Origin of the sequence: Rubinisphaera italica (assembly GCF_007859715.1) — a bacterium.
Lineage (GTDB): Bacteria > Planctomycetota > Planctomycetia > Planctomycetales > Planctomycetaceae > Rubinisphaera > Rubinisphaera italica.
On sequence record NZ_SJPG01000001.1, the window covers coordinates 6543125 to 6567583 of the forward strand.

Below are 24459 nucleotides of genomic sequence, written 5' to 3' on the forward strand. Positions count from 1 at the left end.
GAATTCATTTCAGGATTCTGTATCGAAAAATTACTGGTTTATCCATGATTTCAGCAAGTCAGATATTCAGTCAAGTTCAGCGCAAGGGGCGAATGATCTCGCAAATTGCGTTACTGCTGACAATCTGTCTGGTGCTTCCCAGTTTTGGTCAAGTCGAAAATGGACAGCCCCCCTCAGAAACTTCTCCGGCAACACCGGTCAGTCCATCACCGAACACACCCCCGGTTCAAGTTGCACCAACTCCATTGCCGTTACCGTCCACCGTGCGCGTTCCGCAGGATATTATTTCGCTACCCGACAGTGAGGGTCGACTGATTGCTGTCCCTTTGAACGTCACAATTGAGCAGTACCTGGAGTGGTTGGATCGTCAGGAAGCGGAGCGGAAAACGGAACAGATCTGGATTTTAAGAAATCTGACAGCAACCGGATCATTAAGTGAAGATGCATCGGGGAAATCCTGGGCCGCGATGAAATTTCAATTTGAATTTTCAGTCGAACAATCCAGCGAGTGGAATTCTCTGCCGTTGATGATGGGAGAAGCAGTTCTCACTGGATTCACTGAGCAGGGTTCGGATGCGGAAGTCCCTCAACGAAACCGGTTGATGATTGCCCGAGATGTTGACAGTGGCCAGTGGCTTCTCTGGTATCGGGATCAGGAACTGTTTCAGTTGGAAGTGCAGATGCTGGTCCCAATTCTCAGGACAGGCTCTGAAAACCAGCTTTTGCTGACATTACCATCCGCTTCGAGAACCGAATTGGAATTGCAACTCGATCTCCAGAATCCAGCTGTGGAATTGAACAGCAAAGGATTTTGGGAACGCCAGCAAAATGAACAAGGGACTTTAGTTCGGATCGCCGGATTTCAGCAAAAAATCGATTTGACATGGTCGGACTCCTCAATCGACATGAGTGTTCAACCGATTTTTGATGTCGAGAGTCTGGTGGATGTTTTAAGGCAGGGAGAGTCGACTTCGATCAATGCCCGGCAGACAGTCACTGTGGAGCAGGGGGCCATCAGTTCGCTGCAAATCAAATTGCCCTCCGGGTTCCAGCTCGAAAACGTAACTTCTGATCGGACCATGAAATATGTATTTGATGCAGCTGATCCCTCTTCGATTACTCTCAACTTTTCACCGCCAGTGCAAAGTAGCGCAATCATCAACTGGAAACTGAGTGCCCCCATTCGGCGATTTGAAAGTCAGTTGGTGATTGATGGGTTCAAAGTCGTTCAGGCTCGAAAAGAAACTGGGAAGATTGCGATTCGTCGTTCGAGCGATTGGCGGATGACTCAGCTCGTCCCACAATCCGATAATATCATCACGACAGATGTGCGAGAAATCACATTTGTGACCGATGCGAATCAGGGGTTTCGATTTTACAACCAACCGATCCAACTGGTGATGTCCGCACAGCGTTCAGAAACAACGTTTGCTTCTGAAAGTTATTTCGATGTCCTGGTCGGTCGCGATCAAATCGATTTGTCCGGAGAGTTTGTTGTCATTCCTAAAAATGGTGTCGTGGAAACTCTTAGTGTGATCTGGAAAGATTTCGATACTGAAGGCTGGGAGTTATCGACGGTCACATCCGGAGATATCCCTCTGGATGTAACATTTGAAAAATCTGATCAACTGGTGATTTCGACTCCTGGATGGGAAACACCTCAAAAAATCCGTTTTCTGGCTCGCAGAAAGCTCGATCGGCCTGTGGAAGAATATCTGGAAAATGATGAACACTTAAATTTACCGTTGCCGGTTTTTGCAGCCACTGCGAATGCAGAATATCAGGATCAGATTTTGCGGATTGCCACCACAGTCCCGCAATATGCGGCCTTGCTGGCGATGAATGGTTTTAGAGAACTGGAAAAAGAGCGGGGAGCCGAACTGGCTAAGTCTCAGTTGTTTTTTCGGAATGCTGGAACACGTTTACAGAATGCACACTGGTTTGCCTTGCAGGAATCTGAAGAGACGCGTTCGATTCGATTTGAAAAAGTTCACCAACTTTCCGTCTGCCAGGAATCGATAATTCTGACTCAGATCGATACCGGCAGCCAAGTGTTAACGATCGATTATCTTTTTGAATTTCTGGTCGAGAATATCCCCGCTGAAGAATTTCGATTTCAGATGAAGGTGCCTCAAGGCGAGACGGCTCTGATACCGGAATTTCGTGATGCCACTAATAAGAAATTAAATCTGACCTCACGGAATCGAGAGGCTTCTCCTGGTTCAACTGAGACTGCTGCTTCCAACTCAGGTCGTATTCTGGAGTACGTCTACCGGCCTCTCAAGCCAGTATTGGGAGAAATGAAAATTCGTGCTCAAATCACGTGCCCTCTTGACGATCGTGAACTGCTTTCGCGTCGAATCTGCCGTATTCCAGAAATCAATGCGACTCCCTGTGATCGCTTAAGACGAGAATTGTTAAATCAAACTCCCTATGCGATCACCCCCACTAATGACTATTGGCAGTTGGAAGAAACTGGGCCACGAGCAACTCTTTATGCGAGTGTCGAAAAAAACGCTGAAGAGTCAGTAGAAATTGATCTCTCTCGAAGTCGACAAGGAACTGATGTGGGCTTTGTGGATGCGAAGGTCGAAACTCGAATTGCAGCTGATGGAACCACGCTCAGTGTCATGAATCTGCAAATCGCGAGAACACCCGCCAGTTTTACGCTGGAATTACAACCTTCCATTGCAGTGGTATCTGCTTACTGGAATCTGGATGGACAGCGAGATACTTCATTTCTGGAACCAGTGATCGATGGCGATCAGGCCCGCTTATTACTTCCCGATTATGCTGTGGGACAACCGGGCAAACTTGTCATCATTGTTCAACATTTCGAGTCAACGGGTTTGGCTTCGATATTATCCCAAACATTGAGTCTGCCTGGTCATTCTCTCGATCAACGCATTGGATTAATGAGCTGGGATCTCAAATTTCCTGCTGGAGTTTATTTATTTCAGCCTCCTGAAAATCTCATAGTGAATTATGGATGGCGTTGGCTGGGGTTCGGTTTTCGCCGTGTTCCACTTACTCACAATTCGATGACCAGTGGAATTCCGGCCGCTGCCATTCAGGAAGCAGGCTTTTATCGATTCACCAGCTATCAGTGGCCGAAAACGATTGCTTTTCGAGTCGTAGGGCGAGGCCTATTGATGACCCTCGGCTGTGGGCTTCCCCTGCTGATTGCGATCCTCATTCTTGGTCGTCCCCGGTCTTATCAGATACGTTGCACACTGGGGTTGGTCGTTGTTTTCAGTACAGTGGCTGTTATTTTTCCACAGGAACTGGCGGTCTTATTACAGCCATTGCTCATTGGCATTCTTGCCATTGGGATTGCGCTCTGGGGAGCCTATTACATGCGTTACCGCCACGACGAGCCAACGCTCATTATTGTCGGCCCACATCAGGACGATCGTGGCATCAGTGATGGAGCGATTCAAATGGATGCTCATGGAGTCAATCCCGACGAAATCACACGTTTACAGCCACCGCCGCGAAAGGAAGTTCTCGGATCATCACATAGGTGATCATCACATCCGCGATCCTCTCATCGGAAATGAGAACGCGAAATTCTCATAGTGAATAATATTTTCTTTTTTGAACAATACCCAATCAAGCCGATGAATTGTCTGCAGAACATCAGCGATCAAATTCCTGACAATGGTCGAACGGCCTGTCTGATAAATTCTCATTTTATCATTCTGCTGATTGGCTTTCTGGTATTTATTTCAGGAACTGTTCAAGCACAGTCCGAAAATGCTCTGCCGATTCGTCGTGTGTATGTTCCGGAAAACCAACCGGAATCATGGCCTGCTGGAGATTGGCAGCCGATTTCCACCGCTCGACTGATCCAGGCTCAAACTCAGAGTGTGCCCAGAATGCTGCAGTCTCGAGATGGTCGCGTCAAACAGGCGACTTATCAGGCGACTTACACGGAAGGGGTTTTGACCGAAGGTTCAATGGACCTGGAGTTGGCAGCCGATGAGGAATTGGCAGGCTGGATTCGATTCGGCAAACCGAATCTGATCATCGAATCGATGGCGTGGTCCAATGCGATTGAGTCGAGCCCGTCGGAACGCTGGGGGATTGATGCAAAAGATCGATTTGTGATTTTTGCTGATGGCAACACAAAACGACTGACTGGAACCTGGACACGACCCGGACAAAGGAATGGTCAGGCAGTTGAATTTCAACTTCAGTTTATGGCGGCGTCTCAATCCACTTTCAAATTGAAGGTCCCTGAAGATCTTTTGGTAACGGTCGAGTCCATTAGTGAGGTTGTCACATATGCCTCTAAGCCGAGTAACGGATATCGAACCTGGACTGTACTGGGACTGGAAGAAGAACAACTCAAGTTAATCGTTCAACCTGTTCCTGCACGAAACGCACCACTTCATCAAATCAATCGCTCTGTTCAACTGATTAATATCTCTGCTTCTGGCGCAGCGTTCACGAGTGATTTTCAGTTGACCGCCAGCCAGGAACCAGAACGAAGCTGCCTGTTATGGATCCCACAGGAGTTTCGAATTCAATCCGTTGCTCTCAATCTGGAAGATGTCTCACGCAGACTGGTCACGGTTGAGTCTCCCTCCAAAAATGGTCGGTCCTATCGACTCAACTTATTGCCAGGCGAAACTTCCAAAGCGGCTACGTTACGTATCCGAGGCAAAATCGATTTGACCTCTGACGGTCGTCTGACCACTTTGCTACCCCAAATTACGAATGAGATGAGCCTGGAAGGTGAAGTCAATATCACAATTGAAGCCCCCTATCAGGTGAAATCGTTGAGTACATCAGGGCTGATGCAAAAGAGTGCCCGGTTCACAGATGGCACACGCGATTTGTGGTCTTATGATGTGATCGAAAAATCGCCTGAGATCAAACTGCAAGCCATCATTCCTTATGCGGAACTGAAAATCGATCAAATTATTCATTGCCGCGATGGCAATGAGCAACTTGTCATTTATCACGATATGCTCTGGTCCCCAACAGATGCCGGATTTTATCAAGCGGTCTTTTTGTTGACGAACAATTATCTGGTCACCGAAATTCGGGCGCTGAATGAAATTGGTGAAGACTTACAACTGAACTGGACGACCGAACGACGAAATGGAAAGAGTTACCTGAGTATCGATCTGGCCAATCAGATTCCCCTCCGCAAACCGATCCTCGTGCGGATCTCTCTGAAACCGAGGACACCACTGAATCGGCAACAGCAGATTTCGTTCCCAATATTGACGCCCGTCAATGGTCAAATTGATAAAACTCTGATTTCATCTCGATCGATTTCAATCACCCGGACAATTCCTCCTTTAAGTGAAGTTAAGGAAGCCATTGAAGGCCCAATTTATAGCCTGCTCAAGAAAAGGACCGCAGGTATGGAGTCAAATGCCTGGAGTGAAAATGCTCGAATCGAGGATGTCTCCGTTATCAATCGCTTCTTTGTTCAAAGAAGACATAACGAAGAACTTCCTCCGATGGTCGTTGCTGAATTGCCATCGACACAAAATCAATGTGAATTGCAAACAGTGATCTTTGAAGATCAGGGGAAGCTCTTTGCCCAACATCGAATTTCAATTCCTCCGCTTGTCGCCCAGTCGATGAACTCTCTCAATTGGATTTTGCCGGGACAATCTTCGGAAGTTTCATGGAAGCGCTCGATTTCCAGAAAAGGTTCGAATGCGAACCCTTTCCTGCAAAGCGTCGAACTCTATAGCAATCCTTCAACGACAACCAACTCCAGCTGGACACTCTTGTGGGAACCAGAACCCTCTCATTCCGGGTTGAGTTTCGAAGCGGTTGTTCCAATTTCGCAGCAAGTCGATGAACCTTTCACCATTCCACAGTTGTTGAACAACACGCCATATCTTGCACAAATATTGAACCAGGCCACCGAATACTGTGAATTGAGATCACTTTCCGGCAATGGTATTCAACAAAAGGCTGTCGTCGTCTCCGAGCTAAGCTATACATCATCCGAGACGTTACCCGAATTGATCGTTCATCGACTTCAGACGATTGCCACTGATAATACAAACCCCACTTCCATGGACAATTCATCATGGACGGCAACGCTGTTCTGCTTGCCTACTGGAATAAATGGGGAGGCAATGGAATGTGAATTGCAGTGTCTGAATTTTGAGAACAGAAAAAACATTCATTCGATTGATTTGAATTTTCCCCAACCGATTTATTTGAAATCCGTTCTGCTGAACGACACAAGTATTGAAATCAATAAAAGAGTCTCGACATATCGCTTGCCGGAAATAACCGATCAGTTACAAAAAGTGTCCTTACACTATTCCTGCAATGAAAACGGCTCGATCGTTTTGCCTGAGGCATTGATCGTACCTGACCGCATCCAATTGATTGTCTGCGAAGCAAAGAACATCAATCTCAAAGTGACAACTGAGTATCCTTACTGGAAATTTGCCAATATCAATTCGACCGTATTCATTTCGAGTCCATTGAAAACAAGGATGCAGAATTTCGTCGCGCAGGGGACTCATCAAATCTATGAGTCCGAAATTCTCATCCCTGACAGTGAGATTATTCGATTACCTCGTGAGCGTGAGACGATTTCCTGGAAATGGATACTCTGGTCGTTCCTGATGTCATTGATTCTGTTTTATCTCTTATATGCCTACCACTGCATTTCGACTCGATGGATGTTGATCAGTGCAGGGTTACTGACATTTCTGGTCAGTATCATTCCCGGCTGGAATGAGATTGAAAATATTTACCCCATCATTTCCGCGCTGCTGATCATTGCCCAACTCGCTCCGACATTGGAACGCTGGAGGCTAGGGGTATTGACAGAAAATTCCTCGGAAAACAGTACGGAAACCGTACATCCTTTGCGAGCTTTGTTGCTGGGACGCTCGCTCCTGACGATCCTGATTTTTCTGAGCCTGGTCAACCACGCTCGTAGCCAGAACGATCCTACATCTCCTCAGAGCCCCATCCCCGATCGTCAAGAGAATGCTGTCGAAGATGTGTTGATTCCGATCCCTCAATCAATACTGAGAACCGAGTTCACCGGCTTAACGTTCGATGAATTGCCTGCTGTGGTTTATGTGCGAAATCACTATGCGGAAAAATTACGGACGCAGTTGACGACCAAACAGGGTCAGAATGACATTCTATTTCATGCAGCCAATTATTCGTTGCGACTGGATAGTCAGGGAGAATATGTTATTCACTGCGAATTCGATTTGCTCGAAAAAGGGATAAACCCACTGTCTCGCTTTGTCCTGCCCGTTTCCGGAATTTCACGGATATCCGCTCTTCGGGCCGAGGTGAACGACCAGACGGTCAACATGACACCACTGCCAGGTAACCAGGGCTTGGAGATACCGTTAATTGCCAACAAATTGCCAGCCACAGAAATTCGTCAACCGGAGAACCCATTTATTTCAGGCTCATTTGGGCGACAAAGCTCCCCTTTTCGTCGCTATCGCATCAGTGTCGATGTCCTGCCTGAGCAAACCCGTCTCACGGGATTAACCCGTCTGACAATGAATATTCCGCATTCCGGATTCTCAACGTTGAGTTATCCCCAAAGTCTCTTAGAAAGGTTGAGTTTACCGAATCAGATCTCGAATCCAGTTTCGTTTGATACGACAACTCCAGGTGATCAGGGAGATGTGACTGTCAAACTGGGATCCACAGATCAGCTCACTCTCGAAGTCGAAAACATTTCTGCCAGCGGCGTTGTTTCCAAAGTGAATCCACTCAATGTGACCGAGATAAACACCTTGCTGGAACTAGATCCCCAGCAAATCGAATTGACATGGCAACTGGGTTATAACGTCATTGAAAACAATAGTCGGGAGTTTCAGATAGAGCTGCCAGCAAATCTATTCATTCAGGATATTGTCGGTGCGAAACAAGTTGCCGTCAAAAAAATGGGAGATGAATCTGAAGGTCAACTCGTGAACATGGAAGTCTCTCAGACGATCCCCGGTAAAGCCACTTGTGTCATTCGATTTCTGGCAACGGTTCCAGTCATTAATCGGGAGCCACTCCTGAAACTCCCTCAGATCGTCGATAACGGTTCCTCATGCCCAACTCAACTTGCTGTGCAAACTCTGGTGCCTGGATATGGTTTAACATGCCAGTTCGTCGATGCCAAAGCGAGCCGTTTGACTCAGGAATCCTTTCAAAGTCTGTGGAATGAAACGTCTGCTGTTCAACCGTCTGCACAATGCTTTCGCGTACAGAATGCCAAGTCGATTCGTATTGGCCTGCAGCCAATGCCTGCTCAGTTGAAACTGCAGGCGGATTTTGTCTATCAGGTCGAGCAGAAGGAGATTCTCTTAAACGCCACTTACCAGGGAATAACTTCAGGGGGACCACTCTGGTCGTTACTATGCCATTATGATTCCAACTGGAGTGCAGAGTCTGTCACACTGGTCTCAGACGGCCAGAGCAACGGTGTGCGTCTTATCAATAATGGAAACCAGTTCCAGTTCCTGTTTGAGCAACCGATTAACGAAAGTTTTTCTCTGAAAGTGAATTGGAAGAAGCGACGTAGTCTCAAAGCCAATGATATCAGTACATCGCCACCGAGAATCCTGACGGCTACATCCCTGAAGGAATCTGCACGCATCATCAATTCGATATCCAGAACCCAATGGTCTCTGTCTCGATCAGGAGAGCAGAATTCTGAACTCATGAGTTCGAAACCACTCACTCTGCAGTGGACGGACAAGCAATCCTTCCGAGACTTGCCCGCCTACCAATTGCATAAAATTGAGACCGTCGTTTCTCAGGAGTCGGACGGTCTCTCTGATCGCGATAGTCTTCGAAAGGAGAATCCCGAACAGTTAGAGAGACAGGCTCCGTCTTCAGGAAGTAAGAGCGGCGAGCAATCAGAAAATCGCTTGGAATTAATCTCTCCAATGCTGGATCATACTATTTTCCAGGAGGGTAATCTCTGGAATGGGGAAACACTGATTGTCTGGCCTGCAGAGACATCTGAAAAAGTGGCGTTTCATTCGACGATTCAGATTCCAGCCGATTGTGAAATCCTCGCGATATTTCCCTCAGACGGAGTCATCGTCCAGCAAAACTCTACTTCTCTGCAAATCGAGACTTTGGGCCAGATCAAAGCTGCGAACCTGTTGATCCACTGGAAGTCTGTAAAGCCTTCCTCAGCATACACAGAATATCGAATCGATTTGCCAACCCCTGCCTCAGCAACGAAAACCAGCTGGCGAATTATTGATCGAAATACTACACAAAGCCCGCCGGATCGCTTAGTCAAAACCTGGTTGGACAATACTCAAATTCTGGAATTGATGGGCAGGCAAATCAGCTCGAATTATGATGATTTGAAATTGCTCACTTCCGAGACTCAAGAACAAATTGAGGAAGGCCAAAGTCTTACTGTAAAGATACCTGCCGAATTTCAGGAAGAGGTTCAATTATCTCTGAGTCAGGTCGAGACTCCACTTTATCAGGGTTGGTTCTCAATTGCGGAGAGCAGTTGGACATCTCAATCGCTGGCCATGTATCGGTCCGTTAGCATGTCTGGATCGGCTTCCAACTCAATTCCACATGTGACTGCTCCTAATCCGAAAGCAATAGACCGCTGGGGACTCACCCTGTTGACCTGTATCTGGGGAATTGGTCTGGTCTGTTATCACGCAACAGAACACCCTCTCTTTCGCAGACGCCACCTGTTTGTAATCAGCCTGATGATGATCGGTCTCATGCTCGTATTGCTGACGACGGCTTCCACCTGATGACGAGTACCCTGCCTGGGCGTATCGTGGGTGTCCAACAAATGTTCGCACTCCGATGTCGTGCTTTGCAACTTTCCCCGACGCGATTGTTCCAACTCAAAATACGGATTGAAAAGATCTCAATAGCAGTCACAAGTGCCTGCTCTGCATGTTTCAGGACCTCCGGGGTGGCGGGGGCGCTCCGCTTCAGCGGAAGCCCCCGGAAGTTAACGATTCGGGGCCTTCTCTTCGAGTGCGCCCCCACCACCTGGGTTTGATTACTTTCCAGAATTTATCTGGTGATAACCAGTGACTTTAAAACTGTGGAATTTCTCCAGTTTTCATTTGAAACGCGGTAGAAATGCCCGTGTGCGACTATTGGACAGTTGGCCAACGATTGAAAAAAGAATAATCATCGGGTCACATGCCCCTGAGCAAAGCGAAGGGCGTGGTCGTGGGCGATTCCCACGCCCATCACTTCGTTCTGGGACGTGCCATCCCGAATATCCCGATTACAGAGCGATCCGGAGCAACTGAGAGTTCTCTCATACGCAAACGGTTTTCGTCATACTCACGTTTTATGAGGCAACACATGTCCCATTTTGTCTCGTTTGGTTGCCAGATATCGTTCACGATTTTCGTCGTGAGGAGCAATGATGGGGAGCTGTTCGATGACTTTCAGGTCAACCCATTTTTCGAAGGCTTCGGTTTTCTTAGGATTGTTCGTGAGCAATCGTATTTGCGTCAGACCGAGATCTTTGAGGATCTGCAAGCCGACCATGAAATCGCGAAGGTCTGGTTTGTAACCGAGTTTCACATTCGCTTCATAGGTATCGTAACCCTCGTCCTGTAATTGATAGGCTTGCAACTTAGCGGTCAATCCAATGCCTCGGCCTTCCTGCGGCAGGTAGACCACTGCGCCTGCTCCTTCCTGCTGGATCATCTCCATAGCCATGTGCAGCTGATCGCCACAATCGCAGCGAAGTGAACCGAGGATATCACCCGTAAAGCAGGAAGAGTGCATACGAATCAGCGGAGCCTCGACCGACTGCAAATCGCCCCAGACCATAGCCAGAGGTTCCTGATCCTCATGTTCGACTTTGTATCCGATAAAGGTTGGTGTGCCGAAGTCTCTGGTTTTGATGGGCACTTCCACAACCCGTCGAATCAGTTGTTCTCGTTGACGGCGATAATGAATCAACCCCGAAATCGAAATCATCGGCATCTCGAATTCGACCGACATCGTTTTAAGCTCTTCGATGGTCGCCATGCCCGAACCAGTCGGGCTGAGAATTTCGATCAATGCACCAACAGGACGCATACCAGCCAGTCTCATTAAGTCGATCGTCGCTTCGGTGTGACCGGCTCGACGAAGAACGCCACCTTCTTTTGCCAGTAGCGGAGAGATGTGCCCAGGTTTCAGGAAGTCATCATGATGCGAAAGCGGATTGGCCAGTTCGCGTATCGTCCGAGCCCGGTTTTCCGCACTCACGCCAGTTCCTGAATCGACATGATCGACCTGGATCAGAAAGTTCGTGTGATGCGGTGTGTTGTTGGGTTGACTGGCAGCCGCAAAACCAAGTTGCAAACGCTGAGCCGTTTCATCAATGACGGGCACACACAAAACTCCGCCTCCCTGCCGCAACATGAAGTTGACCATCTGAGGCGTGATCGTCTCGGCTGCACAGATAAAATCGCCCTCGTTTTCCCGATCACTGGCATCGACAACAATCACCATCTTGCCTGCTTTAATCGCAGTCAGAGCCGATTCGATACTGTCGAATTCGATGTCGTGATCCAAATTTTCATCAGGTGAGGAAATCATGGAAGCTTTCAGAAGTCTATTCAATTTTGCGGAGCGATATGAAATGTAGAGCTTGTTTCCAAACGAAAGGTTCACTGTGGCAATCTCAGTGATTATCTTAGACGGAATAACCCTATGGATATACTGTACACTTGCGTGCGGCAAAAAGGGAACCATTTTCAGACAGTAGCCTTTTGCATGCCGGAAACTGTTCACAAAACGCGAACTCAAGACATCCCAAAGCATTCACCATCGGGAGGTTGATATTCGAGAATGAGAGCTCTACAACAAATTTAATCCGAACGATCCGTAATCGAATGGTCTTTCAGCTTGTGTAATAAGGCCTGCTTGTGGTTCGCGACCTGCTGTTCGGTGAGATTCAGTTTCTCGGACACTTTTTTATTGGGTAAGCCTCGGACAAACAGAAGTTCACAGCATTTGATTCGTTCATAATCAGACTCGTCCCTCCATTGACGGATTGTTTCTGACAACGTCTCCAGCAAATGTTTTTTTTGCCGATCTGCTCCCTCTCGGCTGCGAGCCATGCTGGAAGCTTTTCGGCTGCGTCCGGGAATTGTCGGATCGTCATCCATTGCCATCGAAGGGCGTCGCCCCTGTTTTCGGAGAGCATCGGTAATTTTATAGGCGGCGATTCGAAATAGAAACGATTCGAGAGAGGTTCGTTTATCATCGTAATTTGGCAGACTGGTTAAGAAACCGATGAATGTTTCCTGAACGATATCTTCTGCCATCGCTTTATTGTTGAGTCGACTGTAAGCGAATGCCTGCAAACGTCCTTCGTACGTTTCGATCACATGTTTCCAGACAGATTCCTCGCCTTTGCGAATCGAGGAGATCAGATTTTGATCGGCTGACGTATTCATAGGAAATCTTGATGAGGATCATTGTCTGTGACCGGCAAATCCCGATGAACCAACGCCGACGCGACCGGGCATAATTTGTCGAGCAATTTCAATGATCTGCTTTCGATACTCGATTGTAACTGAATTTGGATTGACTTCCCACATGGCCTTGTAGAGCGCAGTTTTCCGCGTACGATTTCCGTTTCGACTGCCATCACCCCCGATAAAATGATCGATGATCACTCCATCGGCAGCGGTTTCGATCGCCATAAAGAATTGTTGGGGATGTTCGATGGGTAGTAAAGGGGCGACTGTGACAGTTACGGGTATCCCCATATGTTTGAGAATTTTGCAGGTTTCCAGTCGATTGAAGACACTTGCGGCAGGCGGGGGCAAACCCTGCAGACGGTCGTAGTCGGATTCAATCGAAACATGGACTCTCAGGTCGATCACCTGCTTGAGTCGTTTAATCTGCTCCAATACGTTCAGAATCCCAGTGGAATGGGTTTGCAGGATGAGCTGATCGGGCGGAAAGACGAGCATTGCTTCAAGTAATGATTTTGTGATGCCGAATCGCTTTTCCTGAGGGACAAAAGGATCCGTTGAGCTGGAACAGAAGATCGAGAACGCACGTTGGCTCCGATGAGCCCAGCTTTGTTCCCTTTGAGCGGTTTTCAGATAGATCTCCGCGGCATTGGTCCGGACTTCCAGAAAACTCCCCCAGTCACGACCTCTGGTGACAAAAGGATTGTGTTGCACATAGCAGCCGACTCCACAAAGCGAGTTCCCAAAACTGCAACCGCGGTATGGCTGGAGAGAATGTGTCGAGATTTCTGTCAAATAGCCTGAGCAGCGAGTCAAGATCTGCTTCACAGTGGTTTGCGAAATCGTTATCGACATGCGCCAGGTTCTACAATCCCTAAAATCGGTACGAACTCACATGTGATTCTCTGCTCAAACGAGAATCGGAAAAAGATCATTGTGACTGCTCGTACGGTCTTTCATGTTGAAGGCACACTGGGGAAATGTTGCGTTTTGGCAACAGCCCTGGTGCATTCAGGCAGCAATTCATGCCAGGAAAAGATTTCCTTTCATCATTGCTGAATTCCTCCGCGGAGTCTATCGGAAACCGGACTGATCACATGGTTTCCCAATGAAAGCGATTTTCCCTGTGACACCCCTCTCATTCACGATGAGATTTGGGGTTCTTCCATCCTGATTCCAATTACTGAACGAAAAATTAAAAAATTTAAGGTGCCCTGTTATGTTTAAAGCATTAATGAATGATGAATCTGGTTTCATCGTCTCTGCAGAACTCGTCCTCATTGCAACGATTCTCGTCATCGGACTGATCGTCGGATTGAGCTCAATTCAGCATGCCGTTGTTGCAGAATTGAATGATGTTGGCGATGCCATCGGAAGCTTAAACCAGTCGTATTGCTTCACCGGATTCTCGAAGCAGAAAAGCTTCAGCGGTGGACTCGCTGCTTACACACGCGGATCTTCATTCGTAGACTCCGTTGATGATTGCGACAATGATCAGTGCGACATCTCCTGCGATGCACCAGTCAGCGAAGGCCCTAAATCGAATTAGGGTCAACAGCTACTTGCTAAGACTAAAAATGCTAAGCCGTGTGAGCCTTTGTTCATGCGGCTTTTTGAATTTGGAACATGGGTTCATCAAAATGCCCATTCTTCCCAATTTTCTATTAATGATAATTTTGATGATTAAGCATATTGTACCTGGTTGGTTCTCTGGTAAACTAACAGGCGATTCAAAGGCTGGTTGCTATTCTGCGACTTGTTTTGATCGAATGCGGGTCATTGCAGTGACTGATGGAAATGAGCCTCCATTCTTTACTGTTGCACTCTGCAGTTCAGGTTTGAAGTCGTTCTTGGCCGTTCGACTTTGCTTGGATTTCACTGTTTTTAGTCTGAACTCATGGAACTTTTCTCAATTGATCGAGCCTGAAAATTTGAGAACCCATGGCCGGATAAAGCAGCAACTTTGGCCAGTTGACGAAATCCAAAACATCTCTCTTTGTAATTAATGTTAAAAAAGAAAAGGTCCCCTGAAATGCTAAAAGCATTACTCAATGATGAGGCGGGTTTCATCGTCTCTGCAGAACTGGTGCTCATTGCCACGATTCTGGTCATCGGTTTGATCGTCGGCTTAAGCTCAATTCAGCACGCCGTTGTCGCTGAACTGAACGATGTTGGCGATGCCATCGGTAGTTTGAATCAGTCGTACCTCTACACCGGATTCTCAAAAGAGAAGAGCTTCGGTGGCGGTGGTGGAAATGGTGTCGCTGCCTACACTCGTGGGTCAGCATTCAACGATACCGTTGACGACTGCGACAACGATCAGTGCGACATTGCTTGCGATGTTCCTGTGAACGAAGGTCCGAAACGACGATAAAAGGATTCCCGCTTCGGGATGATTTGTTAAACTGAAAGGCCACGGATTTTTCCGTGGCCTTTCTTCGTTTCGGAGAAAGAATACATTCCGTCTCATTCCTGATAATTCGCCATGTGTCATACCTTTAATGCTTCTTTGAACACAACCGACCTGATCGACTGGTTGGAGATCGTGATCAATCGAACTCAGGGCGATCCACATGGCAGTTTCTTTCCGTTATCTTCCATCCCGGCGATTCGCCTGAACCGGTCCGGCGAGCGTGAGTTGGTCAGTCTGCAATGGGGCTTGCTTCCATTCTGGTGGAAGCCGAATGCTCGCCAGAAAACGGCGAAGGCGTTCCAGCGGATGACCTTCAATGCCCGCAGTGAAACGATTCATGAGAAACCGACCTATCGCGAGGCATTCAAGCGACGTCGCTGTGTGATTCCAGCGACCAACTTCTATGAGGGCGGTCAACTGTTTTACCGAACAGACGCAGAATTCCTTTGCCTGGCTGGTTTATGGGAGCATTGGCAATCGCCCGATGGCAATGAGACAATCGAGTCCTGCACGATTGTGACAACCGATGCAAACAGTCTGGTGGAGATCTATCATCCTAAGAAAAGGATGCCCGTCATTCTTGAAGATCAGAACGCAATCTCACGCTGGCTCAGTCCCGATTTGGTCGAACGGGAATCTCTCGAAAACCTGATGCAACCCTTCCCGGCTGATCGCATGTCTCATGAGCGTGCTCCTGAAAAGTGAGCATTTACTCAAATTGAAACGATCCCTTATGGGCTGGACGAAACAATGAAAGTATCCCTGCATACAGTATTGAGAGTAACAACCACATTCCACCAGTGATCAGGACTGCCTGTCCGGCTTCAAAGAATTCACCTCCTGAAGAGTGCGACTGTTCCACTCGAATCAAACTCGTCAGGTGGCAAATCAGGATCCACAGTGTATTCGCCAGAATCACACTTCCTAATCCCCGCCACACCCAGGAAACAGAACGAATTCTTGACAAGTTCACACTCACTAACGCAGTCGCTGATGTTGCGACCATCATTGTTCCCAGCGGAAAATGCCCAAGTCCTTCCCCCGCCAGCCCAACACAGACAAACGCCAGTGCAGTCAAGGTCGCAGAGCATGTCAGACTGAGAGTGGTCAAGACAATTAAGAGCAATCCGCTATTTTGCAGTGATGACTCGGCTCGTCCTGTGAATAAAGTCAGTGCGAACATCGTGACAACCATCAGTAGGAGAATCGGAGTCAGCAGATTGAGTATGATTTTCATTCGAGTCTCCAATTACTCTTTAGGCATTGCGGCAATGCGTTCGGGGGAAATTTGCTGAGAGAGAATCAGAACTTGCCGCGAACTTTCTGCTTCGGTAATCGGCTCGACATCAATCTCCCAGAACGGACTGTTCGTTTTCACTTCCGCTCGAACAACACGCCCCAGAACCAGGGGTTGTTCCCAGGTTTGTTCAGGATCGTTCAGCACCACAAAATCTCCCTGGCTGATCGGAGCTGTGTTTTCGACATATTTCAACTCACATAATTCTGCTCCGGTACCGTGCAGACTCCCAGCAGGTATCTGCTCGGACTGCGATGACTTGTCCGTTTTCAAAATCTGAACAGGACAGCGAAATTCGGGATGAGTGATAGATCGGTATGCGCTGCTCCAGCGGCCAACCGCAGAGACCTGTCCGACGATGGCTCTCCCAGCCAGAACCAGATCGTCGGGATGAATTTTTGCATCCGCTCCCAAATCGAGCAATGGCTGCTCGGCTTTGAGAATCCAGTCTTGCTCCCGGACGTTGTGGGAGGTCCCCGCATCGACCCATTCGCCTGATCTCCAACGTTCTTCGAGCGATCCACTCATGCGGCGAGCTTCAATCAATCGAGGTTGAAACAGACTCTGAGAAGTCTCTGCCGGCAACTTCTGGTTTTGATCATTCAGCAACGATTTCAATGCGAGAACCTGTCGTTCCAACCGTGAAAGTTCTTCACTGCTTTCTGAGACCTCTTCATTCTTTTCACTGGTCGAGGTCGCAGCATTGCCTCGAAAATTGCTCAGAAATGTTTCGACTGGTAACGTTCCAGCAAAACGGGCAACAGGGGCAAAACCATCTCGCAGTTGTCGGCGGATTTCGACTCGCTGAACTTCCGGCAGCACAGCAGCAACACAACCGAGCAGCATCCAGCTGGTTAGTATAAGAATCGCTCTGGTCTGGTCACGATGATTCATGAAGGAAAATCTTAGAGGTTTTCAGAATGTGTCGGTCAGGCTGTGCCTGACGAAATAAGACGCTAAATGGAAATCACATCAGACTGTAGGTTGTTTACAAATTCCCACTGTCCGACATCAACACATGCTTCCATTGATTGAGATGTTCCAGGCAAATCGCCGTGCCTCGGGCGGCAGTCGTTGTGGGATCGTCATCGATGCGAACGGGGATTCCCAGAAACTCACTGAGATACTGATCCACTCCCCGCAACAAGGCTCCGCCGCCGGTGAGAACGACACCAGTTTGCGCCAAATCTGAAATCAACTCGGGTGGACACTGCTCGATGGTCTCTCTCAGACAGGCGGCAATTTCTTCAAGGATGCGGACAAGAACTTCGCGGATTTCTTCGCTGGTCACAATCGCTTTTCGAGGCACACCGCTGACCAGATCGAGTCCACGAACTTCGAGAGCATCTTCCTGCGGAAGTCTCCAGGCAGAACCGAGTTCCATTTTGACACGTTCTGCGGTTTGTAATCCGATTTTCAGCGAGTACTGACGACGCAGATATTCGACAATCGCATGATCAAAATGCTCTCCGGCTACCCGCGAGGATTTACTGACAACAATATCTCCCAGACTGAGCACAGCCGCTTCAGTTGTTCCACCGCCTAAGTCGCAAATCATCGAGGCAATCGGCTCGGAAATCGGCATCCCAGCTCCAATCGCAGCGGCTCGGGCTTCTTCAATCAAATAGACTTTGCCCGCTCCAGATCGTTCTGCACTGTGAAAAACCGCTCGCTTTTCAACGGGCGATATTCGGCCAGGAACTGCGATGACTGTTTTCGGTCGTAATAAATGCTTGCCGCCAGTCGCCTTGCGGACAAAATATTTGAGCATCGCTTCACAGAGTTTGAAGTCGGTAATTACGCCTTCAGAAAGTGGCCGGACTGCAGAAATGGTATCTGGAGTGCGCCCCAGCATCTGGCGAGCCAGTTTGCCAACCGCTGTGCCTCGCCCCAGAATGCGACGGGAATCCCGAGCCAGCGCTACGACCGACGGTTCATTCACAACAATACCGCTCCCCAGAACTGCGATCAAAGTATTCGCAGTGCCGAGGTCGATCCCCAAACCCGGGGAAATCCAGCTATTGAAGTGCCGCAGCATGAAAGTGCCGACTGTAAAGGTGCTATTCTGACGAGAACTGTCGGAATGTACTTCCAATACAGCATTTACAGCAAGAGCGAGTTGGAGAAGGGGGAGGAACGCGAAGGGCGAAAGGAGGAAGGCCTGTCAAAATACAGGGAAGAGTTAAGCATTCTCATCACTAGCCACTTTCCTCTGGCCACTCATTAAATGTCCAAATCGAGAAACTGGCCGACCATTTGATCAGTATCAGGGATACGTTTTTCGGCTTTCAGACGATCCAGATTAGCCCTTGCTTCTTCATGGGGATCGGCTGGTTCGTGATGTTCATGTGGAGCATCGCGGCCGTCGGCATCGCGGTCACTTTCAAGCGAAGTTTCTCCAACATCCTCACTTTGATGGGAGGTCAATGCGTTGAGAGAATCCTTAAAGTCTTGACCAGCCTGAGCTTTTGTCGCTTCGTTCTGTCCTGGCCGATTTTGCTGACCGCCGCTAACCGAACTGGCGATCAACGGGAAACTAGCACTTGTAAATCCGATCTGACTCATAATGACCACTCCCCGTTATTGGAAGCTCAGTGAAATCAGCCTGCTTACTTACAGGCTGATTTTCAATATCACTCGTAAAGCGAGTGAAGTTTTGCATTTGGAAAAGATGCGAGGGGTCAATCAAAAGTATGTCAATTATCGTTAACATCGACTCATATCAGCTGATACTTGAGGCAATTTGGGAAAGATTTAACGATTATGCGGATTCCTTCAGATACGACGTCTTCATGCAGACAGGCTGGAAGCCTGTCCTACTTTTTCAATTCACCGCAGAGAGGGCTTCGTCTGGTTTCCAGTCGATGATGTGCAGTTCGACATTTTCGCGGCCGCGGAATTCATTGATGATCGGTTTGAAGCAGACGGAAATCCGCTCTCCTGCGTTTTCCATTTCCTCGGCCCAATCGCCGCGACCGAAGGAAATGGCTCGTAAAATACACCCATAATGCTTAAGCCGCACTGCGAGATGGCGGCCTCCTTCGCCCATCGTTTTCGGCTTTTCTGCGAGTTCCAGTCCTGTCGAAACAAAAACCGGACGTTCATTCTCGCAACCAAACGGGCCGAGAAATTCCAGTTCGCGAATCGATTTCACGGTCAATTCCGCCAGTGTCACTTCGGCATCAATTCGCCGCGGGACCGATTCCTCAGCCGATTCGACCAGTTTGGCATTCTCGCATAGTTGTTCCCGAAATTGATCGATTTGTCTCTGTTTCACCCGCAAACCAATCGCGGCTGCATGTCCACCAAACGATTCCAGTAGATCGGTGCATGTGGAAACCGCTTCATGCAGATTTGTTCCGGCAAAGGAACGACCGGATCCCTGACCAATGCCTGTATTGGAATTGATGGCGATGAGAATCGTCGGTTTTTCAAACTGCTCGGCGATCCGGCTGGCGACAATTCCGATCACCCCCGGATGCCAGTCATTATGTCCAATAACCAGACAGGGTTGGTCGAGCCATTCGGGATGATTCTGAATTTCTTCGCGAGCATGTTTGAGGATTTTTCGCTCGACGGTTTGTCGCTGTTTATTGAGTCCATCCAGATAGGTCGCCAGTTGCGAGGCACGATCGGTTTGATTTGTCGTCAATAATTCGACCGCAAGGCGGGCTTGTCCCAAACGACCGGCAGCGTTTAAGCGTGGAGAAAGCCCAAAACCGATATCCTCGGCTGTCAGCGATGCCTTGCCCATGAGGCCAATTTCTTTCATCAGCGCTGCCAGACCAACCCCGGCCTGCTGTTGCAGTGTTTCGAGTCCGTACTTGACGATCAATCGATTTTCACCGACGAGCGGAACAACATCGGCGACCGTTCCCAGCATCGTCAGGCCAACGGCCATTTTGAGGAAGTTTCGCATCCGTGCGTCTGAGCGTTCTCCATCGCCGAGACGTTTACTGACTGCCCAGGCGAGTTTGAACGCCACGCCGGCTCCGCATAAATGCGGGAAAGCCCGAGAGTCCTCACCGATCCGGGGGTGCACAAGAATTTTTGCCGCCGGGAGTTCATCGGGAATGGTGTGGTGATCGGTAATGATCAAATCCAGTCCCAACTCTTTCGCCAATGCCGCCTCTTCAACACTGGAGATACCGCAATCGACCGTGACAACAAGCCGCGTTGGATCTTCGTTATGCAGTTCCCGAAGGGCTTCACAGTTCAGGCCATAACCTTCTTCGAGTCGGCAGGGAATGTAGTAATCGACAACTCCGCCAGCCTGGCTAATGCAATGAAACAGAATGGACGTCGACGTCATTCCGTCGACATCGTAATCCCCGTAGATGGTGATGCGTCGTTTATTTCGAATCGCAGTGACAATTTCATCAGCCGCTTCGGTCACACCGGGAACCAGCTCAGGCTCCTGAAGGGTTTTCAGTTTTGCTGATAGAAAATCTTTCGCATCCTCGGGCTGATTCATGCCGCGGGAGATTAAAACCTGAGCCAGTAAGGTCGAGCTGCGAATATTTCGCGCCAACGATTCAACGAGTCCGGTATCGTGACTGACAAACTGCCATTCCCGTGGCATGGGATTTCCTCCTGCAGCAAATGCATTTGCTGTCTGGTTGATCTCTTAGATATATGAATTACAAGCACGAAGCGCAAGCGAGTGAGTCGCTTCGAGTGGTTCCTACACTTTAGCTTCCGCTTAGTGCTTGTATTTGTTGGATGGTATCCGATTCGAGTACTGGAATTCAATTCGCTAATTATCAAGGCATTCATTTGGTCAGTTCATGTATAACCAGTTCCATTTCGAACCGATTGACAATCCAATGCGGTTACTCAACAATATATTTACGCTTTTTGTTGCGTTCATATGTCTGAGCAGCTTCACAACGGATGCTACCTGCCTTCTCAGCGAATCAGCATTCTCAAAATTAAACCTCACTCCATTTGATCATAAATTTATCGGGAGCTTACTGTGCGTTTTCATTCCATGACACTCCTTACACTGTCCAGCATTTTGTTGCTGGGATCAGTTTCTGTTCAAGGCCAGGAATTTCAAAATCTGTTTAATGGAAAAGACTTAACAGGTTGGGACGGCAATCCCGAATTGTGGTCGGTGGAAGATGGAGTCATAACAGGAAAAACAAACGGTCCCGACCATCTGAAATATAATCAATTTCTTGTCTGGACTGGTGGAGAAGTAGACGACTTCGAGCTTAAACTCGAGTTTCGACTCGAAGGTGAAAATAACTCCGGCGTTCAGTATCGCAGCAAATTGATGCCTGAGGTCGGTCAATGGTCGGTCGGTGGTTATCAGGCGGATATGCATCCGAAACCAGAATTTACCGGCATGCTTTACGATGAACGAGGGCGTGGAATTGTCGCCAAACGTGGCGAGAAAGTGACTATCGGTCCGGATGGCAAAAAGACAGCAGAAAAGCTGGATGTGCCCGTCGATCAAAAAGACCTCACTGAGTGGCATGAGCTTACGATTATTGCTCGCGGAAATCGGCTCACTCACAAAATTGATGGAAAAGTCGCTGTCGTCGTGATTGATGATCAGCCGAGTGAACGGGAAATGAGTGGAAAAATCGCCTTCCAAGTCCATCGTGGTCCAGCCATGAAAGCACAGTTCCGGAACATCAAACTGCGTGAGTTGAAAGAAAAAAAGACTGACAAAAAACAGGCCATGCAACGGCCTGATAAGGCTGAAACCAAGCCGGCAGAGGGGGATTCTCTTTCGACTCCGAAAGCAACTCCGATTGCTGATATGAAGATCGCCAAAGATTTCAAAGTTGAACTGTTGTATTCGGTCCCGAACGATGTCGAAGGTTCCTGGGTATCGATGTGCGTGGCTCCGGAAGGTCGCTTGATCGTCTGTGATCAATACGGCGGCTTGTATGAAGTAACACCACCTCCGCTGGGGCAAACTGAGGGAACCAAGATTGAGAAAATTGATGTCGATATCGGAGAAGCTCAAGGCTTGTTCTGGGCCTTTGATTCGTTGTATGTCTCAGTCAATAAAGCGAAAAAATATGCGGGTGGCCTGTATCGTGTGACTGATACCGATGGCGACAAAAAACTCGATACCGTCAAAATGCTGCGACCTCTCCATGGTACTGGCGAACATGGTCCCCATGCGGTATTCCACACTGAAGACAAACAGGGACTCTATATCGTCTGTGGAAACCGGACGGATTTGACCGAGATTGATACTTCACGCGTGCCACAGCATTGGGATGAAGATCTGCTGTTACCTCGTCCTTATGGTCGGGGATTCATGAAAGGGACTCCCGCTCCCGGTGGATATATCTGTCGGATCAATCCTGAAGGAACCGAATGGGAACTGGTCGCGACTGGTTTTCGCAATGAATACGATGCGGCTCTGAATGCCGATGGCGAACTTTTCACGTACGATGCCGACATGGAATGGGACATCAATACGCCCTGGTATCGCCCGACGCGAATATCCCATGCAATCAGCGGAGCAGAATTCGGCTGGCGAAATGGGGGAGGCAAGTGGCCAGTTTATTATCAGGACAGTTTACCCCCCGTCCTCAATATCGGGCCCGGTTCCCCAACTGGGGTGACCTTTGGCTATGGTGCAAAGTTCCCTGCCAAGTATCAGAAAGCATTCTTCATCAACGACTGGAGTTATGGAAAACTTTATGCTGTCCATATGACTCCCCAGGGTTCGACTTATTCGGCTGTTGCTGAAGAGTTTATCACCGGGACTCCACTTCCGTTGACTGACAGCGTTATCAATCCAGCCGATGGAGCGATGTACTTCGCAATCGGCGGACGTAAGGTGCAATCAGGCTTGTACCGTGTTACTTATCAGGGAAGTGAATCGACGAAACCCATTGATGCCAAAGATTCGAAGCTGGCTGAACTACGCAAAATTCGCAGAGAGTTGGAAACATTGCATCTGGGGGATCATCCCGAAGCATTTGAAAAAGCCTGGCCGTATTTGAGTCATGCCGATCGATTCATCCGTTTCGCGGCTCGGATTGCAATTGAACATCGACCGGCTGAGGAATGGCGAGAAAAAGCACTGAACGCTAAGGAGGATGCCTGGACATCTTTAAATTCTCTGCTGGCCCTGGCTCGAACATATGTACGAGCAGACAAAGGAACAGGCGAAAATATCGATGCTCCAGTTCCAGACTGGAATGCCGCTGAGAATTATGGCAACGAAGAGTTGACTGCGATTCTCGATTCTCTCGATCAGTTGGATTGGTCCGAACTTTCTTTGCCTCAACAACTGACAATGATGCGAGTTTATACTGTCGCTTTTGTACGACTGGGGCCACCGACAGCTGATCAGCGAGAGGCATTGATTAAGAAGTTTGATCCTGCCTTTCCCGCAAGAGCATATCCATTGAATTCGGAACTCGCACAGATGCTTGTCTATCTGCAGGCCCCTTCGGCTGCGAGTAAAATTGTGGCGCAATTGAAGAAAGCCCCGACTCAGGAAGAGCAAATCGACTATGCAAAAACACTCCGTCATTTGACAGCCGGGTGGACTCCTGAACTGCAGGAAACTTACTTTGCCTGGTTTAACCGGGCAGCCGGTTATCGTGGGGGAGCCAGTTTCTCATTGTTCGTTCAACACATTCGCGAAGATGCATTGGCTAAATTGACTGACCAGGAAAAACTGGCACTGAAGCCAATTCTGGAAGCGGTTCCTGAAGAAACGGCCAATCCGTTTGCCGCAGAGCCTCGTCCGATGGTTAAAGAGTGGAAAATGGAAGAACTGGTCCCGCTGCTTGAGGATAAACTCGTCAATCGTGATTTTGAGCATGGCCGTCAGATGTTTGCGGCTGCCAACTGTTTTGCCTGCCATCGTTTTGACGAACAGGGGGGAGCAGTCGGCCCAGACTTAACAGCACTGGCAGGACGTTTCAGCAAGCGGGATATTCTCGAATCGGTGGTCGTCCCCAGTAAACAGATCAGTGATCAATACGAGGCGATTCAATTTGTGACTGTCGAGGGGCAAGTCATTGTTGGGCGCATTGTTAATCTCGCAGGAGACACTTACCGTGTGAATACAGATATGATGAATCCCGATGCGATGACAACAATCAAACGGGATGATATCGATTTCATGTCACCCTCTAAAACTTCCATGATGCCCAACGGCTTATTGAATACTCTGCATGAGGAGGAAATCCTCGATTTGATGGCGTATCTGCTTTCTCGCGGAAATCGTGACGACAAAATGTTTAAGCAGGAATAGCCAAATCTCCGGTATCATCAAATAGACTGCCGGTAGAATCGGCAGTCTATTTTTGTTTTGAGCTGGTCAG

At 48.5% G+C, this 24459-nt stretch carries 14 protein-coding genes; 6 read left to right on the plus strand and 8 right to left on the minus strand.

What is annotated here, in order from left to right:
• Positions 1-92: 92 nt before the first annotated feature.
• Positions 93-3527, plus strand: a complete 3435-nt coding sequence (locus Pan54_RS25090; RefSeq protein WP_146506171.1) for a hypothetical protein — start codon at positions 93-95, stop codon at positions 3525-3527.
• Between the two features lie 51 nt (positions 3528-3578).
• The gene (locus Pan54_RS25095; protein ID WP_146506172.1) at positions 3579-9749 is read left to right on the plus strand and encodes a hypothetical protein; all 6171 of its coding nucleotides are present in this window, start codon (positions 3579-3581) and stop codon (positions 9747-9749) included.
• Between the two features lie 550 nt (positions 9750-10299).
• On the opposite strand, the gene ribA is transcribed toward Pan54_RS25095, so the two are convergent.
• The 3 genes from ribA to Pan54_RS25110 form a co-directional block, all read right to left on the minus strand.
• A complete protein-coding gene (gene ribA, locus Pan54_RS25100; protein ID WP_146506173.1) occupies positions 10300-11553 on the minus strand; it encodes a GTP cyclohydrolase II in 1254 nt (417 codons plus the stop codon).
• Positions 11554-11825: 272 nt separating this feature from the next.
• Complete coding sequence (locus Pan54_RS25105; RefSeq protein ID WP_146506174.1) at positions 11826-12416, minus strand: RNA polymerase sigma factor; 591 nt, start codon at positions 12414-12416, stop codon at positions 11826-11828.
• Between the two features lie 18 nt (positions 12417-12434).
• Entirely contained in the window at positions 12435-13295 is an 861-nt protein-coding gene (locus Pan54_RS25110; protein WP_146506175.1) for a radical SAM protein, read from the minus strand.
• A gap of 364 nt (positions 13296-13659) precedes the next feature.
• Between Pan54_RS25110 and Pan54_RS25115 the strand changes: the two genes are divergently transcribed.
• The 3 genes from Pan54_RS25115 (at position 13660) to Pan54_RS25125 (ending at position 15558) form a co-directional block, all read left to right on the plus strand.
• Positions 13660-13989 carry a hypothetical protein gene (locus tag Pan54_RS25115; protein WP_146506176.1) on the plus strand — a complete coding sequence of 110 codons (330 nt, stop codon included), beginning with the start codon at positions 13660-13662 and terminating at the stop codon, positions 13987-13989.
• A gap of 483 nt (positions 13990-14472) precedes the next feature.
• The gene (locus Pan54_RS25120; protein WP_146506177.1) at positions 14473-14814 is read left to right on the plus strand and encodes a hypothetical protein; all 342 of its coding nucleotides are present in this window, start codon (positions 14473-14475) and stop codon (positions 14812-14814) included.
• A gap of 111 nt (positions 14815-14925) precedes the next feature.
• Complete coding sequence (locus Pan54_RS25125; RefSeq protein ID WP_146506178.1) at positions 14926-15558, plus strand: SOS response-associated peptidase; 633 nt, start codon at positions 14926-14928, stop codon at positions 15556-15558.
• Positions 15559-15562: 4 nt separating this feature from the next.
• Here the strand turns inward: Pan54_RS25125 and Pan54_RS25130 are convergent, their stop codons facing one another.
• The 5 genes from Pan54_RS25130 to recJ form a co-directional block, all read right to left on the minus strand.
• The gene (locus Pan54_RS25130) at positions 15563-16090 is read right to left on the minus strand and encodes a hypothetical protein (RefSeq protein WP_146506179.1); all 528 of its coding nucleotides are present in this window, start codon (positions 16088-16090) and stop codon (positions 15563-15565) included.
• 12 nt (positions 16091-16102) lie between these two features.
• Entirely contained in the window at positions 16103-17044 is a 942-nt protein-coding gene (gene mreC / locus Pan54_RS25135; protein ID WP_146506180.1) for a rod shape-determining protein MreC, read from the minus strand.
• A gap of 94 nt (positions 17045-17138) precedes the next feature.
• A complete protein-coding gene (locus Pan54_RS25140; RefSeq protein ID WP_146506181.1) occupies positions 17139-18188 on the minus strand; it encodes a rod shape-determining protein in 1050 nt (349 codons plus the stop codon).
• A gap of 185 nt (positions 18189-18373) precedes the next feature.
• Positions 18374-18715, minus strand: a complete 342-nt coding sequence (locus Pan54_RS25145) for a hypothetical protein (protein ID WP_146506182.1) — start codon at positions 18713-18715, stop codon at positions 18374-18376.
• 259 nt (positions 18716-18974) lie between these two features.
• Positions 18975-20732 (minus strand): single-stranded-DNA-specific exonuclease RecJ, encoded by a 1758-nt coding sequence (recJ, locus tag Pan54_RS25150; RefSeq protein ID WP_146506183.1) that lies wholly within the window; start codon positions 20730-20732, stop codon positions 18975-18977.
• Between the two features lie 393 nt (positions 20733-21125).
• Between recJ and Pan54_RS25155 the strand changes: the two genes are divergently transcribed.
• Complete coding sequence (locus Pan54_RS25155; RefSeq protein ID WP_242631427.1) at positions 21126-24389, plus strand: family 16 glycoside hydrolase; 3264 nt, start codon at positions 21126-21128, stop codon at positions 24387-24389.
• Positions 24390-24459 lie beyond the last annotated feature (70 nt).

Excerpts from the sequence above, each read along its gene's own strand:
- Pan54_RS25140 (WP_146506181.1), bottom strand. The coding sequence starts at position 18,188 with ATGCTGCGGCACTTCAATAGCTGGATTTCCCCGGGTTTGGGGATCGAC.
- Pan54_RS25115 (WP_146506176.1), top strand. The coding sequence starts at position 13,660 with ATGTTTAAAGCATTAATGAATGATGAATCTGGTTTCATCGTCTCTGCA.
- mreC (WP_146506180.1), bottom strand. The coding sequence starts at position 17,044 with ATGAATCATCGTGACCAGACCAGAGCGATTCTTATACTAACCAGCTGG.
- Pan54_RS25130 (WP_146506179.1), bottom strand. The coding sequence starts at position 16,090 with ATGAAAATCATACTCAATCTGCTGACTCCGATTCTCCTACTGATGGTT.
- Pan54_RS25120 (WP_146506177.1), top strand. The coding sequence starts at position 14,473 with ATGCTAAAAGCATTACTCAATGATGAGGCGGGTTTCATCGTCTCTGCA.
- Pan54_RS25090 (WP_146506171.1), top strand. The coding sequence starts at position 93 with ATGATCTCGCAAATTGCGTTACTGCTGACAATCTGTCTGGTGCTTCCC.
- Pan54_RS25145 (WP_146506182.1), bottom strand. The coding sequence starts at position 18,715 with ATGAGTCAGATCGGATTTACAAGTGCTAGTTTCCCGTTGATCGCCAGT.
- Pan54_RS25110 (WP_146506175.1), bottom strand. The coding sequence starts at position 13,295 with ATGTCGATAACGATTTCGCAAACCACTGTGAAGCAGATCTTGACTCGC.
- recJ (WP_146506183.1), bottom strand. The coding sequence starts at position 20,732 with ATGCCACGGGAATGGCAGTTTGTCAGTCACGATACCGGACTCGTTGAA.
- Pan54_RS25105 (WP_146506174.1), bottom strand. The coding sequence starts at position 12,416 with ATGAATACGTCAGCCGATCAAAATCTGATCTCCTCGATTCGCAAAGGC.
- Pan54_RS25125 (WP_146506178.1), top strand. The coding sequence starts at position 14,926 with ATGTGTCATACCTTTAATGCTTCTTTGAACACAACCGACCTGATCGAC.
- ribA (WP_146506173.1), bottom strand. The coding sequence starts at position 11,553 with ATGATTTCCTCACCTGATGAAAATTTGGATCACGACATCGAATTCGAC.